Genomic DNA, 15,800 nt, shown 5'->3' on the forward strand with positions numbered 1-15,800 from the left:
CAAGCTCCCGGGGGTTCTCAGCCTTGCCGCCTTGCCGCCTTGCTGCAACTTGAAAGCCATTGGGCACATACCGCTAGTGTTGCCAATTATACTGTACAATCATACAGTATCAAGTGTTTTTCAGAAAAATGTGTCCAACAGGGTTTTCAGGGCAAAGTGAACCGCCTGTCTGCGGACGTCATCCCGGCCGCCGTCAAAATGCATCAGTTGGGAAAACGGCGCGCGATGCCGCGCGGCAAACCCGAACCACACCGTGCCCACCGGTTTTTCAATCGTCCCGCCGTCCGGCCCGGCAATGCCGCTGACCGCCACGGCGTAATCAGCCCCCGCCGCCGCCAGCGCTCCCTGCGCCATCTCCAGCACCACCGGGTCGCTCACCGCCCCATGGTGCTCCAGCGTACTGGCCTTGACCCCCAGCATATCCGATTTTGCCTGGTTCCCGTAAGTCACAAAACCGCGATCGAACCAGCCGGCGCTGCCTGACGTATCGGTAATGGTCTTGGCTATCCAACCGCCGGTACAGGATTCGGCACAGGTAATAAACTTGCCCTTCTCTTTCAGGGCCGCCCCGAGGCGGGCGCTCAGTTGAAAAAGTTCGTCGTCTTTCATAATACCCCATCCTGATGTGAAATAGGCCAACGGGAATGCACTCGCAGGCTCCCGTAACGTTTTTATTGAATTAGTGCAAGGCGCATTCCAATTTTTACCTCGGGCTCCGGCATCCGACAAACAGCATAGCGGCTTCGGCGACAGCCGGCCGCAACGGCAATGGGCGAATGGATAAACGGGGCTCGCAGGTCTATTATAGCCGGGCCGGACCACGGATTGGCAAAATCGATTTTTCGCTTGTCTCTCCAGGGCTGATGCACTATCGTTCTTTCCAAAATATCCGTTATAATTTAATGTGCTTTCTAATGACTTAATGGAATTTATTGCAAAATACAAAGTGGATTAGCATTCTCCGACATATAAGGCGCCTCTTGCGTCTTTTCCACTGTCACTTTCAGGAATAACGATGAAAAAAATCACATTAGCTCTGGTAACCGGGTCCCTGTTTTTTACCGCGCTGCAGGCCCAGGCGGAAGACGGACTGGCGGCAATCAAGGCCGCGGGCACCATTAGTTTCGGTACCGAAGGAACTTACGCCCCTTATACCTTTCACGACAGCAATAATAATCTGGTGGGGTTCGACGTTGATTTGGGACGTGCCGTTGCCGCCAAGCTCGGGGTTAAGGCCAAGTTTATCGAGGGCCGCTGGGACGGGCTTATCGCCGGACTGAGCGCAAAGCGGTATGACGCGGTTATCAACGAAGTGGGAATAACACCGGAGCGCCAGGCTAAATTTGATTTCTCCAAACCCTATATCGATTCAAAAGTGGTTCTGATTACCCGTGACGATAATACCACCATCAAAGATTTTGCCGATTTAAAGGGGCAAAAGGCGGCACAAAGTCTAACCAGTAATTTTTCACAGCTGGCGACCAAATACGGCGCCGAACTGGTGCCCACTGACGGATTCAATCAATCTTTGGATTTGGTCTTAAGCAAACGCGCCGCGGCGACCCTTAACGACAACCTATCCTATCTCGATTTCAAAAAGCACAAACCTGACGCGCCGCTGAAAGTGGTGGCATCCCAGGATGCAAACGCGCCTTCAGGCATCCTGATCCGCAAAGATCAGCCGGAGTTGGTGAAAGCATTGAATACCGCATTGGATGAAGTGAAAGCGGACGGCACCTATAAAACTATTTCTATCCGTTATTTCGGACAGGATATCTCCAAGTAATTTTTTAACATTCAGGAGTTCTTGCCGATGCCATCCTGGCTTCAACTGATGTTGGACTCCTTTTGGCGGTTATTTACAGCCGGAGTGATGTTTACCCTGCCGCTGGCGGTTCTTTCCTTTATCGGAGGATTGGCGCTGGCTTTTGTGGTGGCGCTGATCCGGCTGTATGGCCCACAGCCGTTTAAAGGAATAGCGGACTTTTATGTTTGGGTGATTCGCGGCACCCCCTTGCTGGTACAGCTGTTCGTTATCTTTTACGGTTTGCCCAGCGCAGGCATCACGCTGGACGCCTTCCCGGCCGCATTAATAGGTTTTATCCTTAACGTGGGCGCCTACAGCTCGGAGATTATCCGCGGCGCCATCATTTCGGTGCCGAAGGTACAATGGGAGGCGGCATATTCCATCGGCATGAGCAGTCCGCAGGCCATGCGGCGGGTTATATTGCCCCAGTCGGTATTTGTCTCGTTGCCGCCGCTGGCCAATTCGTTTATCTCGCTTATCAAGGATACCTCCCTGGCTGCGGTGATTACGGTACCGGAAATGTTTCTGGCGGCCCAGCGCATCGTATCCGTCACCTATGAACCGCTCATTTTGTATATTGAAGCGGCGTTTATCTATCTAATGTTCTGTACGGTACTGGGCAAGTTGCAAACCAAGCTGGAAATCTATTTCCGCCGTTACGAATGACGCACGCTTCCCGCCCCCTTACACTAAACGCACGCCTGGCGGCATGCTTAATGGCGCTGAAGGGGGCGTCATCATGAATAACGGGTAGTCATGGAAATTTAGAGTAAATACTCTCAAGAAATAGAGCTAAAAATTTGATGGAAAGATGATAACGCACTCAGTTGTCATCCATTATAAAATTGTAAAACCGATGTTCTGGAGATTTGGCCTCATCGATTTGGCCGATGCGAATGGGAAGTTCGCTGTTTGAGTCGCACAGGGATTTAACATATTGCCAATAGGCCTGTTCTGACTCCATATGATCAATCATCGGGTCGAATGCCCCTTCGGCAATTTCAACTTTTATCTTATTGACTGCCTCCAGCTTCTCCTCTTCATCAATTCCGGAATACAGGGCCGCCTCTCTGCTTTCATCCTCATTTTTTTCAATTATTTCAGCCATTTCTTTAATCTTCGCCATATCATGGCTGGCGATTTGCGGCGAAAAATAAAACAAGCCGTCATTGAACAGCGCCTCCATAACTTCATTCAACGAAAAGGCTATCCCACCCTGTATATAGGTTGTCTTATTATTAACCACGACACCCGCATGCCGATGATTCAATAGATTATTTTTATCCTGTCCATAGCTGACCAAAACTTGGCGGTCACTTATCACCACCGGGACGTTTTTGATGGTATGTATATCACCGCTGATACTGTAATGCTCCTTATCGCCATTTTTATAGCCATTGGCCGTACAGGCGGCTTCAATATCAAAATGCTTGGTGGGTATGCGTTCACGGTTGAAATAGCTGGTGAGGTCCTCACCATCATGAATGTCATGATGCTGATAAGCGCGATGCACCGACGTCACTTTCTGAATGCCAATCCAGTCGAATACCGCCTCCACCTGCGAGGGTTTTCTGATTTCATCGATATAGGCCCTCACATCTATGTCAAGGTACGCCGCCAGTACGCCGGCCCAGGGCTCTATGGCCAAAAACATATCAGATAGCGTCGTGCCCTCTTCAATGATCACGCGATGGCGAAAATATTGCAGGAGGAAAAGCGCATTTTCTTCCTCAAGACAATCCTGGATAGATAAGAGGGGGACCGCCGTCAGATCGTCATAATCTGAACGAAACCTCAATATTGAGTCTTTACAGAAAATCAAAACTCCATCCATGCCGTCCCCCGATAAATCAGATTGTGATAACGCTGGTCGAGTTTACCATTTTGATGGTAAACGCTTCATTTCATAGCTTAAACGGCCAAGGCGGATAAAAGAGCCGGCCGGCCTTTGCCCCATAGACACCCCCGGTAGCGCGACATTCGAGGTTTTATCCGCTTTATTTAGAAACATGGAATCAAGGCTGCAAGCTTTAAGCAAGATTAATTATTAGCACGCGGCCATAAACCGGGCCGGACCATGGCATGTTTTTGTCGCCGCTATGCGCTTATCCCTGTTTTTCTATCGCTGCGGGATCTGGACTGGTACCGGGGTCGGCAGCGGGCGCTAATGAGTCCGGAGACGAAGAGCCGGTCAAATGAGCACAGACAAAGGCGGGATATCCCACCATGACCAACCCGCCAATCAGGGCGCTCACAATATGGCATTGTTCCGTTTGCTCCAGCCGGGTTTTTTGCAGGGCGGTTGACACCGTCAGCGCAATAGCCACTACCGCTTCAAATACCGAGGTGCGCATGGCGCAGGTGGTGAGCATACTGTCGGCCAACTGACCCGATGTGGGCCAGGAACCGGTACCGATGCGCGGCCGATCAAGGCCTATCCGTACTCCTTCCCGGCCCTGGTCCGGTCCGTTGAACGAGGAGGACCGGCGGCGCTTGTCCCCGGCAGACGACGGTTCGGCCGATATACTGCGGCTGCTGTTTTTATCCGACGCTGACCTAAGGGTTGTAACCGCGCCCGAGGCAAAAGCAGCCGTGCCCGCGGTCAACGGCTCTTTCTCAGGGGCTGCCTCGGCCTCCCCCTGCGCCGCACCGGTTCCCTGTTGAGTTGAAAAATAGCGCATCAACGCCGGCCTTTGCAGCTCATCAAACATTTCCACGGCGGTATTCATGGCGCTGCGCAGCAGATCGTGCAGATGGTTTGGTTCAATCAGGGCCATGGCCGCGCTTGCCGCCGCCCAGTCCGCCATGGGCTCTCCCAGCCGGCCCGCTTCCGAGATCAGATATTCCGCGCCGGATTGCGGGGCGAAATTCACCATGCCCTCGCCGAGTAATAGTTGAGCGATGCCATACATAAAGCCGGAGCACAACATCCCGGTGGCATTGGTCCCGCCATTCTCATGAAGCGGAAAAAACATCTGCAGCAGGTCGCGGGCCAAGGTATATGCCGCCATTTGCGGTCCGATGGCGGCCAGCTTATGTCCGATTACGGCGACGGGATCATAGGCTGAGGCAATCAGCAAACCGCCGAGGCTCAAAAGCCCCATCCAGGTGCGCGAAATCCGTGATGCCGGGGTGGCTAAACCGTTTCTTTCATCGCGTACCGCACCGGCCAGATTGAGTCCCGGCCCAATCAGGAGTGAAGCGATTCCCGCCACCATACGCGGCGTCAGCGAAGCGTCTTTTCCCAAAGAATGGAAGTTCTGCTCCAGGGCAAAACCCAGCAGCTGGCGCAACATGGTGGTCAGGGCAACGATGGTGCCGGTTCGCGCCGCCACCGCAATCACATTCCCCGTACGGCGCGCCGCGTTGCCGGATAACAGGGTAAAATCATTGGCCAGCACGCTGCCGATGCAATCCAGCAGCGTCCTGCCGCGTTCCATAAATTCAGCGGAGGGTTGGCGCTGTAACTGATCGCGCAAATGCTTCGCGATGGTATCTTCGTCTGTACCGACTAAGGTAGAGAGCGGCGCATCTTCTCCGTTCTTCAATAAATCTTCGGCGCTCGCCAGGAGACGTTCCGCGCCATTGAGTTCATGGGGGCGCAACGTAGCCAACAACTCGCCGTTGAGAGCATCTAGCTGACGGTCGAGATTTATCGCGCAGGTTTTTAACGCTTCGGTCGTTAATTCTGTTTGTCCCAGCGCGTTATTTTCATTGAACTGCCATTCCAATTGTCTCGACGCACTCTCGGTGCTGGAAGACACATCGGCCTCATCCCCAAGATTAACGCTATCATGCCTCACGGGTTCGACGGGGATTTTCGTCTGAAGAGAGTGTAAAGGTATCATGCATAAATTTCCTCTTTTTACCGCAACCTATACTTCAGGTTCCGGAATATAATCAACGGAATATATCTAGGCCAGAATAATTATTAAAAAACGCAGACGAAAATATATATCATAACGATCGAATCTCTATATTCTAGAAAATCCATATTGCCCAATTGACAAAAACAAAATCTATCATGTCGTGGTGGTCATCATTTGTCATCCTTTAGAGAGACGCCACCTAGAAATAACTTATTATCATTGACATGATATTATCAAAATCATATGAAAATTAATGAATTAGAAACGTAATAGACATTTTAAAAATCAAGTAGTTATAATTAATCGTTTATTTTTATTAAAAATATTGCAATAGAATATAGAAAATATTGCATATTATTATCTGAAAATTGACACACTAACATTCAAATAGAGTTAGCGGCAGCATAAGGAAGGGGAAATTGAAGACTGGGGGAATATTATATATTTTAGAATGATTTTGAAGGTCCGGCGACTTGCTTGTCACCGGATCCGCGGGCCAGCTATTCTCACGCGGGGGCGTCAGGCCGTCGCCATCGCTTTCCGAAACCGGTTCATAAAGCTTATTAACCTCCCCGGCTGTTTTTCACATATTCTACGATAGAATCGTACTGGCCGCCTTCCATGAAATTGGTGATGGACATAAAAACCACCTTGCCGTTGTCATGCAATTTCTTCGCCCGATCAAAAAGCTGGGCATGGGTGACTATAAGGTCGACGTCCTTGGGGACTTCTTCGATTTTGGCATTCTTGACGTCGATATCAAGCATGGCTTTTTTAAGCTTCGTTCGCAGAATTGAAGCCCCCATGGCGCTGGATCCCATACCGGCATCGCATGCTACGATGATTTTACGGATAGTGACGCCGTGTACACGCGCCAACGCCTCTTGATTGAGCGCTGCGGCGGCGTAGGGGTCGGCATCAGCCAGTTCCGGCGCGTCCGCTTCTTCCGGGCTCTTATCCATCTTCAGCAGTACCGTCGCCACGGCGAAAGCCACCGCCATTCCGGCAAAGAAACCCACCAGATTGCCTAACATCGCCCCTTTAGGCGTCAATACCAACATGGCGAAAAAGCTGCCCGGCGACGGCGTGGCGACGGTCCCGCCGCCCAGCATCAGGAAACAGGTCAAGGAGGTGGTAATCCCCGCCATGGTGGCGAATACCAGCACGGGTTTCATTAGCACGAAGGGAAAGTACACTTCGCCGATGCCGCCGACACCCGCTATCAGCGCGGCGGTGGGCGCGGTTTTTTTCGCCATTCCTTTTCCGAAGAAGGAGATGGCCAGCAATGTGCCCACCGACGGACCGCAGTTGGCGTCAACCAGGAACAGCACTGATTTGCCGTGCTCAGCCACCTGCTGCAGGCCCAGCGGACCCATGATGCCGTGGTTGATGGCATTATTCAAAAACAGCACCTGGGCCGGCGCGACAAATATGGAAATCAGCGGCAGGACCTCATGGGCGATGCTCCAATTGACGCCGGCTGAGAGGATATGAATCAATACCGAGATAACCGGACCGATGATCAAATACCCTAGCAAGGTGATGACAAGACCGACGATCCCCATGCTGAAGTTGCTGATCAGCATTTCAAATCCCGCCCTGAAGCGCCCTTCAAGGTAGTGATCGACTTTTTTCATCAGCCATGCGGCGAAGGGGCCGATAATCATGGCGCCGCCGAGCATGGTAACATTGGAGCCGATAATGATACCCATCGTAGCCAGCGCTCCCAATGCCCCGCCGCGCTGGCCATGGACGATATAGCCGCCGGTAAAGCCCACCAGCAACGGCAGCAGATAGGTTAATATCGGGCTGACCAGAGCGGCCAGATGCGCATTGGGTATCCATCCTGTGGGGATGAACAGCGCCGTAATCAGTCCCCAGGCGACGAACACGCCGAGATTGGGCATTACCATTCCGCTTAAGAAGTTTCCAAATCGCTGAACCTTCACGAGGAATGATTTCTTTTCACCTATTTGTTCAGTATTATCAATCAGCATTGCTTTCGCCCCGTTTGTAGGATAATAAGAGCTTCTATCGTTTTATTTGATAAAAAATTTATCTCGACTTTCCGCCGGATATATTAACAATCGTACCTGTTATATAGCTTGAATGATCCGAGACCAGATAACTGACCAAATCCGCTAATTCATAGTGTTCCCCCGGTCTGCCCAGAGGTATGGAACCGGTATAATCATCGTCTATCTTGTTGGGATCCCAGCCGCGCGTATAGGCCAATGCACGATAATTTTCGTCATTGTTCATATTGGTCCGCTTGTTGATGCCCGGCGCGATACCCACCACCCGGATACCAAATTTTCCCAATTCTTTCGCCCAGGAACGGGTAAAACTATTCAGCGCTCCTTTGGTCGCGGAATAAATACTCTGTCCCGCCGATCCTTCCGTACCGGCCTCAGAAGAAATATTCACAATCGTTCCTTTGCCGTTATCAATCATTTGCCTTACCGCGGCCTGGGTGCAAAGGAACGGCCCTTTTTGATTGACGTTGACGATAAAATCAAAATCCGCCTCGGTGGCCTCGTATTGTTTGTCCTTTTTATAATAATCCACTAATAACCGAGGTCGGTTAACACCGGCATTATTAACCAGCGCATCAATTTGATGATATTCATCAATGACGGTGCGTATCATGGCATCGACATCCGCTTTGTTGGCGATATTGCATTTAATCAGCAAAGAAGCATAGCTCTTGGCCTCTTCATTGATATTCAGATCGCATACCACTACCGTGGCATTGTTGGCGTGTAGGGTTTTCGCAATTTGCGCACCGATACCCGACATGCCGCCGGTGACAATAACAACCTTCTTACCTAAATCCAGCCAGCCTGAAGTACTCATAACATTAGTCCTATTCGAGATTTGCATGGAATTGCCACAAATTATGCATGTCGATATTTTTTTCACGTACCATCATCAAAGCTATGGTATCGCCCAACAATAATAATGCCTGTTCAAACAGGCTGGTCATCGGCTGTATGGAATGGACTTCATCCGGCCGGTCCAGCTTGGTTTGTACCGGGATCCTAACAAAGGTATCGGTATATTCGCGCATCGAGCTGCTGGGGTTGGAGCCTATATGTACCACGGCGGCGCCAAAAGAACGGGCCTTTTTGGCGATGCCCAGCGGAAACATGCTCTCGCCGCTGCCGGAACCCACAATGAGCAAATCATTGTTCGTGATGGCCGGTTCGGTGATTTGCCCGACGATATAGGTTTTTATCCCTAAATGGGCGAGCCGCTTGGCGATGGCTTCCAGGGAAAGCAGGACCCTTCCCACGCCGACAAAAAAAACCTTTTCTGCACGTTGTATATGCTCCACTAATGCCAGCACATCATCGGCAGCGATACTGCCCATGGTATTTTCCAATTCTTTGATAATCGCTGATTCAGTCTGATAATAATCCATCGCTGCGCATCCCCTGACATCGGTTACATACTTTCCGGTTTTTCCAGCTTGCCGTTTTGTATTGCTGCATCCAGCAGCTTTTTATTCTCCAGCAAAGAGCGGCCGGGAATATAAAGACTGGTGCTGCCCAGCACCAGATTGGTGGCCCCGGCACGGATAAGGTGCGGAATGCTTTCCAGCGAAACCCGGCCGTCAACCTGAATTTCCGTACTGAGTCTTCGTTGTCTGATCAAAGCAGCGAGATCGGAGATTTTCTGTTCTGAATACGCCGCCTGTTTTTCTCCCGCATCGCCCGCAAAACCGGGATTGATAAGCATCAATAACACCTGGTCGAGCTGAGGCAGCAAATAATCCAGACAGGAAAGCGAGGTGGCCGGATTCAGCGCCAAACCTGCCCTCACCCCCTTCCTTTTGATTAAATTCACCAAGCGGTCCGCGTGCAGGCTGGTTTCATAATGAAACGAGATTTGCTGGACGCCGATGGCAAGAATCTGTTCTATAAACCAATCATTATTGGTGGACATGATGTGAACATCAAAATCCAATGAGGTTTTTGCCCGCAACCTTTTAATCGTGTCCAGTCCTAACGGCATACTGGGACTAAAAGAAGCGTCGATTACGTCAATGTGCAATGCATCAATCCCAATATCCTCCAGCGCTTTAACTGATGTTTCCAGGTTTAGCAAATCCGCGCACATTATTGATGGCGAGGTAATTATTTTCTTTTCCATCCTTCATTCCTTCTAAATATATCAGTCTGTTTATTTTTTTGGCTAAACAGATTTTCTTTTAAAACGTTATTCACCCAAACCAGACGCAATGGCGTTTCGCAACGCTTCCAACGCTTGGGGCGCATCGTCTCCCTGAACAAATACGCGCACGTTATGCCCTTGTTTTATTCCCAAGACCATAAGACTAAGCAGACTGCGCGCATTAACTTGTTTTTCACCGCGGTGTGTATTACAGATTTTCACCTCGCTCTTGAAAGGCTTGAGGGTATCAACAAAAAAAGCACCGGGCCTGGCATGTAATCCATTGGGATTATTGATAATAAAATCTTCAATTAAACAGTTCATGCTCATTCTCTTCTCACGGCAAATAAGATTACTCTATAGACATGGGATGCAAGTGCGCCTTATTGCGGCAATGCCTATTCGTTGCCGATGTAATACACCGGCATTTTTTTTTCGCTGTTGAAAAACCACAATCCTTGCTTTACTGCGCGCCAATTTATCCAATCAGATTAAGTCGACGCTGCATAAATTTGCCAAAAAGCAGCATCATAATGCGAGCACAGCCGGATAGAACACGCAGGACTAGACCTATTTTTCCTCTCGGCAGAAACATCACAGGCCGAGCAAATTCAAAATTTCGGCTTTATTCGTCGCATGCCGCATTTGCTGGACGTTTTCTTCTTCCATGCACGCAATGGCAATCTGATTAAGAATATCCATATGGCTACCGTCTTTGCCGGCGATGCCAATAACAATATGGGCAATATCATTTTGATTGTCTTTGCCGAAGCTGACTCCGTTTGGAACCTGGATCACGGCAATGCCCGACCGTATGATTTCATTTTCCGAACCGTCGATGCCATGGGGCAATGCCAGGTTATTTCCCAGGTAGGTGGAAACCACCTCCTCTCGCTTCAGCATGTAATCAATATATTTTTCAGTTACATAACCGCCATCAAGCAGCAATTTTCCTGCAGCTCGGATCGCATCTTCCTTATAGCTGAAAGAGGCGTTTAATACGATGTTATTTTCATTGAGGATAGTGGTCATTTTAAGCTCCTTTGATCCTGCGTCAGATAAGTCTTAGCCATTTCATTGATGTTAAAGGCTTATCACAACCTTGCAACAAAAAAGACATTCTCACCCTCTTTTAGCCAATCCAACGAACTCTATGTTGGATTTCATCCTTGGCATCCAAAGGCTTTAAAGCTATATATACGATAATACCCAACCAAACACTCACAATCGCAACCATAATCGCAATATCTATGGGAAAAACAAGTCAGGCAAGATTTTTGTCTAATAAATTTGATATGCCTCACAAAAAATCCATGAAAGAACGATTCGGCTAAAAAAGCCGCACTTTTAGCAGGGGCAAATCCGCGCTGCTCGGGAAACGCCGGCGGGTATAAACCAGGAAAACTCTCGCTCACAAAGGAAAAGAACCGGTATTGACTTCCTTTACCGGTCTTTATAATCTATCTTATTGATGTTATTAATTATCTTGAGCGTGGTAATTCGGATGAGCAATTCCCTGACCATAGAACGCAGAAATAGGCTCGCTCAGATTCTGATTGCGGAAGGCAGCGTTAAAGTCGGCAAGCTGGCGGAAATTTTCGGCGTATCCACCGAAACCATACGCAAAGACCTTATTTATCTGGATCGTAAAGGGATCGCTACCAAAGGACACGGCGGCGCCATCGCCTCGGGCAGCATCTTGACCATAGAGCAGCCGCTGGCGCGCAAAAACACGGAAAATCTGGATATTAAAAATAAAATCGCCCAGGTTGCTTCGCAGCTTATTCCTGAAAAAGGCGTTGTTATTTTAGATACCGGCAGTACTATCCAGTGTGTTGCCAATACGCTGGTCATGAAAAGTAAACTTACCATCATTTCAAATGCTATTAATATCGTGCAACCGCTGGCGGGTACCGATAATGATATTTACCTGGTGGGCGGTAAAATCCATTCCAACAGTTTAGCCATGGTGGGCCTGTGGGGGGTTAACGTTTTCGAATCGCTGAATGCCGACATTGTTTTTCTCGGCACCGACGGACTGCGAGGCAGGCATGGCCCTTGTACCGCTTCCTATGAAGAAGCGGAAATCAAAAGAGCCATGGTGAAATGCGCCACCATTAAAGTGGTGGTCAGCGACAGTACGAAATTCAGCAGTTCCGGGCTATTCCAATTTTGCAATTGGTCCGATATCGACTATTTTATTACCGACTCCGCCATCCCCGAAAATGAATTCAAGGATCTGGAGAGCCTGACGGAAGTGATTGTCGTCGATTGACTTTACCCCACCCTTTATTGCGGGATGTCCAATAACCGGCGACAGCCTGCTCCGGTCCGCCGCGCGGATTGAATATGATAATTCCGTCCGTCGGTGACGAGAATACCCGCTCGAAAGAGCGGGGTCAGGCCGCCTAATTTCAAAATACGGTCCAGTCGCTGTTAATGCCGTTATTTTGTCTGATAACGGTCGGCGGCATGGGACTGGGCAAAATGCGGCAGCATCGCCTGGCGGGCCGTATCATAGGCCTGCCACAGGCTTTCGTCATGCAGCGGGGGGATTGTTACCGTCTCCCGGCGATCGAACCCCACCAGCGCGGCGTCAACCATTTCTTCCACCTCCATAACCCCCTGCAGCGCGTTCACATCGCGTCCGGCCCGTTCCCAGATTTCCGTACGGGTGGCCGCGGGCAGCACCGCCTGGACATAAATTCCTTTTGCACCCAGCTCAGCGTTGAGCGCCTGCGACATGGCGATGACAAAGGACTTGGTGGCGCCGTAGATGCCCAAGGGAAACTCGGGGGCTAGGCCCACAACCGAGGCGATATTGATAATGGCGCCTTGCCCGCGGGCCAGCATGCCGGCAAGCGCGGCGGCGGTAAGGCGAGTTACCGCCAGCACATTAAGATCAATCAAGGTTTCCATTTTGTCCGGGTCGGCATCGATAAACGAACCGTGATTGGCCGCGCCGGCGTTATTCACCAATAATCCGATGGCGGGATCTTCCCGCAAACGCTTTTCCACCTGATGAAGGTCTTGCGGACTTGTCAGGTCTGCGCGTACGACATCGACCTGAACGCCAAAATCGGATCTCAGCTCTGCCGCCAGCGATTCAAGGCGTTTGATATCCCTGGCCACCAGGACCAGATGATAGCCGCGGCCAGCCAGTTTTTTTGCGTACATGGCGCCAATGCCCGTGGATGCGCCGGTGACCAGGGCCGTGGAGTGTAGTGAAGTCATAAAGGTATCCTTAGGAGAGAAGTCGATAACATTCATGCATAGGTTTGCTAATAGTGACGATCATCATCATAAGAGCGGCAAACGTCTTATGCAATAGTGTTATCTATCATCATTGCAAAAAAAGGCGTTTTGTCGGATACTCTTTATTATCATTCTGAACATTACCCTGACGGATCTTTGAGATGAAAATCAGCCGCGACCATCTTGCCGATAATCGACGCCGGATTCTGGATGCCGCTGCGCAACTGATGCGTGAAGAGGGATGTGAAACGGTCAGCATTGCCGACGTGACCAAGGCCGCCGGGCTGACCCACGGCGCGTTTTACAACCACTTCAAGTCAAAGGACGATCTTATCGCCAAGGTATTTGAACATGTATTGTTCCTTCAAGACGGTACCTCACCGTTCGCCGATCTGGATTTGCAGACCTTCGGGCAACGTTACCTGAGCAAACAGCAACGGGACGATCGGCGCCACGGCTGTATGTTCTCGGCTCTGGGCAGCGAAATTTCCCGCACGTCGCCGGAAACCGTAGCCATCACCACCCGCGCCGTCAAAGCGCAGATCGAGCGTTTTAGCCAAACCGCCCCCGGCAACAGCGAGGAAGAACGCCGGCGCGTAGCGATTGCTCGCTGGTCGGCCATGATTGGGGCGATGATTTTGGCGCGGGCGGTGGATGATGAAGCCCTGTCCGAAGAACTGCTTGCACAAACGCTGGCCTCTTTCGAATCCTAGCAATCTTTAGCCGCAGGCAGAGCAAACGTCAGCAGGGATTAAATCCGCATTGCCTGCGCGTCTCCTGCCGCGAGACGCCGGTGAGCAAGGCGGCGTAGTCCCATGCCGCAGGAGAATCATCAACTACCCCCAGGACATATTCGGTGGCGAGGTAGAATTCAGCGGGAAGCGACCCCACCAATACGGCTGAGGGATGCTGCCGTATTTCCGTCAGTTGTGCAATGGCGAGGACGGATTTTTCCGTGGTCGCCATGGCCGCCACCGCCTGCGCGCCGCCGGGAAACTCAACCACTTCGGGCGTTGCAAGGGGGTCAAGGCCAAGGCTGGCCAAAAGATGCACCGTGTGGCGGCCGATGGTGGACTGGCGCAGATCGCCGGTGAAAATCGCATCCGTCTCGCTTATCGCCCGGCGCAACGCATCAACGGTGGAAATATCAACCGGCTCCACGCCTTGGCGGCAGGCAAGACAGGTAGGAGTAAAACCCAAGGTCCCCGCGGGAGCGATACGTCCCGGAAATTCTCCGGTTAGGCGTTGCAGCAGGTCCGGGGTCAGGGCCAGCAGATCGCAGCGCTCATGGACCGACATGGCCTGGCGCGCCCGATCAAAGGTCGTCCCCACCGCCGCGAATTCTTTTGCCGGCGTCAATTGCCGGGGCGCGGAAAATTCCTCGCAGGTGGATTCAATTAAGCCGCGGGCGGCGCCCGCGCTGATGATATAGAGATCGTTCACTGATGACGCTTCTCCGCCAAAGGCTTTTCCCCGTTGCTAAACGTTATGATTCGGCTGGGGACCTGATTTTTGCTAGCCATCATAGGACAACTCGCCATGAGCCGTTTTTGGTCGGCCCTTGCCTCACCAGTAACCCTTTGTCCTGCAATATCTTGATATTGCGCTCAACAGTGCGACGATTCACTGCCAGATCCTCTGCCAGCCTGGCCATGGTAATGGAAGGACATTTAGCGATGATCGATAGAATTTGTTGTGCGGTGGCATTCAAAGATAATCGCATTTCTACCGGCATTTCTACCGGCATTTCTACCGGCATTTCTACCGGCATTTCTACCGGCATTTCTACCGGCATTTCTACCGGCATGATGATAGCATCATTTCGCAGAGCAGCAATGCCTTCGGCCAAAGCTGAGATAATGATATCCAGCATAAAAGTCACAAATGCCGTGCAGTCACTGGCGCCATCGCATTCACCCAGCACATCGTAATATTCCTGCTGCCGGTGATGGATTAACGTTTCTACTGGCAACCAGGCCAGCTCCGGACGCCATTCACCTAAAATCAAGGTTTGCCATAAGCGTCCCATGCGACCATTGCCATCTGCAAAGGGATGAATGAATTCAAATTCATAATGAAAGACAGAGCTGGCAATCAAAGGATGAGCATCGGTGTAATGTAACCACTTCAGTAAATCGCCCATTAAACGCGGCAACTGATGAACCGGCGGAGCCATATGGATAAGCCGCTTTTCACGGTAAACCCCAACATTACCGTTACGCAATTGACCCGGAGTGTCCACTAACCCTGTCATCAGTAGCCGATGGGCGGCCAATAAATCTGGCATGTGATCGCTACGCCAGTAAGGCATTTTTTCATAGGCCTGAATGGCATTACGTACTTCCTGGATATCTTTTACCGGCGCCAGCACCCGTTTGCCGTCCATAATGGCGGTAACTTGCTCAGTGGTAAGACTGTTATGTTCAATGGCCAATGACGCTTGAATAGTACGGATGCGGTTTTCTTTGCGTAATAACGGGGAAGATCGTCCGGCTTGCTCGGACCAATGTCCCAATAACTCGCCGACCTCCGCCACCCGAGTCAGGATCGTGGGTGTGATACTGTAAGGCGGTTGATAATCTGCCATTCGGCTCCCCTTGCTGATTCTGACCTTATAATAAATTAATCTGTAAAATCAGTCCAATAAGCGGTCATCTCATTTTTATCAGACCACCCAGCTCCGATTTAACGCG

16 protein-coding genes are annotated in these 15,800 nt (G+C 50.7%); 4 read left to right on the top strand and 12 right to left on the bottom strand.

The window, feature by feature from the left end; translation table 11 throughout:
- Positions 1–120: 120 nt before the first annotated feature.
- On the bottom strand, positions 121–609 hold the full coding sequence (gene pncC / locus ACL2XJ_RS01220) for a nicotinamide-nucleotide amidase (RefSeq protein ID WP_132926202.1): 489 nt from the start codon (positions 607–609) through the stop codon (positions 121–123).
- A 406-nt stretch (positions 610–1,015) separates the two neighbouring features.
- On the opposite strand from pncC, the gene ACL2XJ_RS01225 reads away from it, so the two are divergent.
- Both ACL2XJ_RS01225 and ACL2XJ_RS01230 read left to right on the top strand, forming a co-directional pair.
- Positions 1,016–1,786 (top strand): amino acid ABC transporter substrate-binding protein, encoded by a 771-nt coding sequence (locus ACL2XJ_RS01225; protein ID WP_413725411.1) that lies wholly within the window; start codon positions 1,016–1,018, stop codon positions 1,784–1,786.
- Between the two features lie 27 nt (positions 1,787–1,813).
- The gene (locus ACL2XJ_RS01230; RefSeq protein ID WP_132926198.1) at positions 1,814–2,473 is read left to right on the top strand and encodes an amino acid ABC transporter permease; all 660 of its coding nucleotides are present in this window, start codon (positions 1,814–1,816) and stop codon (positions 2,471–2,473) included.
- Between the two features lie 157 nt (positions 2,474–2,630).
- Here the strand turns inward: ACL2XJ_RS01230 and ACL2XJ_RS01235 are convergent, their stop codons facing one another.
- The 8 genes from ACL2XJ_RS01235 to ACL2XJ_RS01270 form a co-directional block, all read right to left on the bottom strand.
- Positions 2,631–3,641: a hypothetical protein gene (locus ACL2XJ_RS01235; RefSeq protein ID WP_413725412.1), complete on the bottom strand. Its 1,011-nt coding sequence runs from the start codon at positions 3,639–3,641 to the stop codon at positions 2,631–2,633.
- Between the two features lie 271 nt (positions 3,642–3,912).
- Positions 3,913–5,571: a hypothetical protein gene (locus tag ACL2XJ_RS01240; protein WP_413725413.1), complete on the bottom strand. Its 1,659-nt coding sequence runs from the start codon at positions 5,569–5,571 to the stop codon at positions 3,913–3,915.
- 668 nt (positions 5,572–6,239) lie between these two features.
- Positions 6,240–7,583 carry a PTS transporter subunit EIIC gene (locus tag ACL2XJ_RS01245; RefSeq protein ID WP_413725414.1) on the bottom strand — a complete coding sequence of 448 codons (1,344 nt, stop codon included), beginning with the start codon at positions 7,581–7,583 and terminating at the stop codon, positions 6,240–6,242.
- A gap of 148 nt (positions 7,584–7,731) precedes the next feature.
- A complete protein-coding gene (locus ACL2XJ_RS01250) occupies positions 7,732–8,532 on the bottom strand; it encodes a sorbitol-6-phosphate dehydrogenase subunit (RefSeq protein ID WP_413726835.1) in 801 nt (266 codons plus the stop codon).
- Between the two features lie 10 nt (positions 8,533–8,542).
- Entirely contained in the window at positions 8,543–9,100 is a 558-nt protein-coding gene (gene hxlB, locus ACL2XJ_RS01255; RefSeq protein ID WP_413725415.1) for a 6-phospho-3-hexuloisomerase, read from the bottom strand.
- 23 nt (positions 9,101–9,123) lie between these two features.
- Positions 9,124–9,831, bottom strand: coding sequence for a ribulose-phosphate 3-epimerase (locus tag ACL2XJ_RS01260; protein WP_413725416.1), 708 nt, complete (start codon positions 9,829–9,831; stop codon positions 9,124–9,126).
- A gap of 66 nt (positions 9,832–9,897) precedes the next feature.
- Positions 9,898–10,176, bottom strand: a complete 279-nt coding sequence (locus ACL2XJ_RS01265) for an HPr family phosphocarrier protein (RefSeq protein WP_243701524.1) — start codon at positions 10,174–10,176, stop codon at positions 9,898–9,900.
- 270 nt (positions 10,177–10,446) lie between these two features.
- Positions 10,447–10,884 (bottom strand): PTS sugar transporter subunit IIA, encoded by a 438-nt coding sequence (locus tag ACL2XJ_RS01270; protein WP_413725417.1) that lies wholly within the window; start codon positions 10,882–10,884, stop codon positions 10,447–10,449.
- A gap of 472 nt (positions 10,885–11,356) precedes the next feature.
- Between ACL2XJ_RS01270 and ACL2XJ_RS01275 the strand changes: the two genes are divergently transcribed.
- Positions 11,357–12,127, top strand: coding sequence for a DeoR/GlpR family DNA-binding transcription regulator (locus tag ACL2XJ_RS01275; protein WP_165934241.1), 771 nt, complete (start codon positions 11,357–11,359; stop codon positions 12,125–12,127).
- 170 nt (positions 12,128–12,297) lie between these two features.
- Here ACL2XJ_RS01275 and ACL2XJ_RS01280 read toward each other — a convergent pair whose 3' ends face one another.
- Positions 12,298–13,086, bottom strand: a complete 789-nt coding sequence (locus tag ACL2XJ_RS01280) for an SDR family NAD(P)-dependent oxidoreductase (RefSeq protein WP_413725418.1) — start codon at positions 13,084–13,086, stop codon at positions 12,298–12,300.
- Between the two features lie 182 nt (positions 13,087–13,268).
- Between ACL2XJ_RS01280 and ACL2XJ_RS01285 the strand changes: the two genes are divergently transcribed.
- Entirely contained in the window at positions 13,269–13,820 is a 552-nt protein-coding gene (locus tag ACL2XJ_RS01285) for a TetR/AcrR family transcriptional regulator (RefSeq protein ID WP_132926178.1), read from the top strand.
- Between the two features lie 28 nt (positions 13,821–13,848).
- Here the strand turns inward: ACL2XJ_RS01285 and ACL2XJ_RS01290 are convergent, their stop codons facing one another.
- Together ACL2XJ_RS01290 and ACL2XJ_RS01295 are read right to left on the bottom strand one after the other, a co-directional pair.
- Positions 13,849–14,550, bottom strand: a complete 702-nt coding sequence (locus ACL2XJ_RS01290) for a molybdate ABC transporter substrate-binding protein (RefSeq protein ID WP_413725419.1) — start codon at positions 14,548–14,550, stop codon at positions 13,849–13,851.
- Positions 14,551–14,629: 79 nt separating this feature from the next.
- Positions 14,630–15,694 carry a Fic family protein gene (locus ACL2XJ_RS01295; protein ID WP_413725420.1) on the bottom strand — a complete coding sequence of 355 codons (1,065 nt, stop codon included), beginning with the start codon at positions 15,692–15,694 and terminating at the stop codon, positions 14,630–14,632.
- Between the last annotated feature and the right edge of the window lie 106 nt (positions 15,695–15,800).

The sequence above is a fragment of the Sodalis sp. RH16 genome (genome assembly GCF_047324245.1).
GTDB lineage: Bacteria > Pseudomonadota > Gammaproteobacteria > Enterobacterales > Enterobacteriaceae > Acerihabitans > Acerihabitans ligni.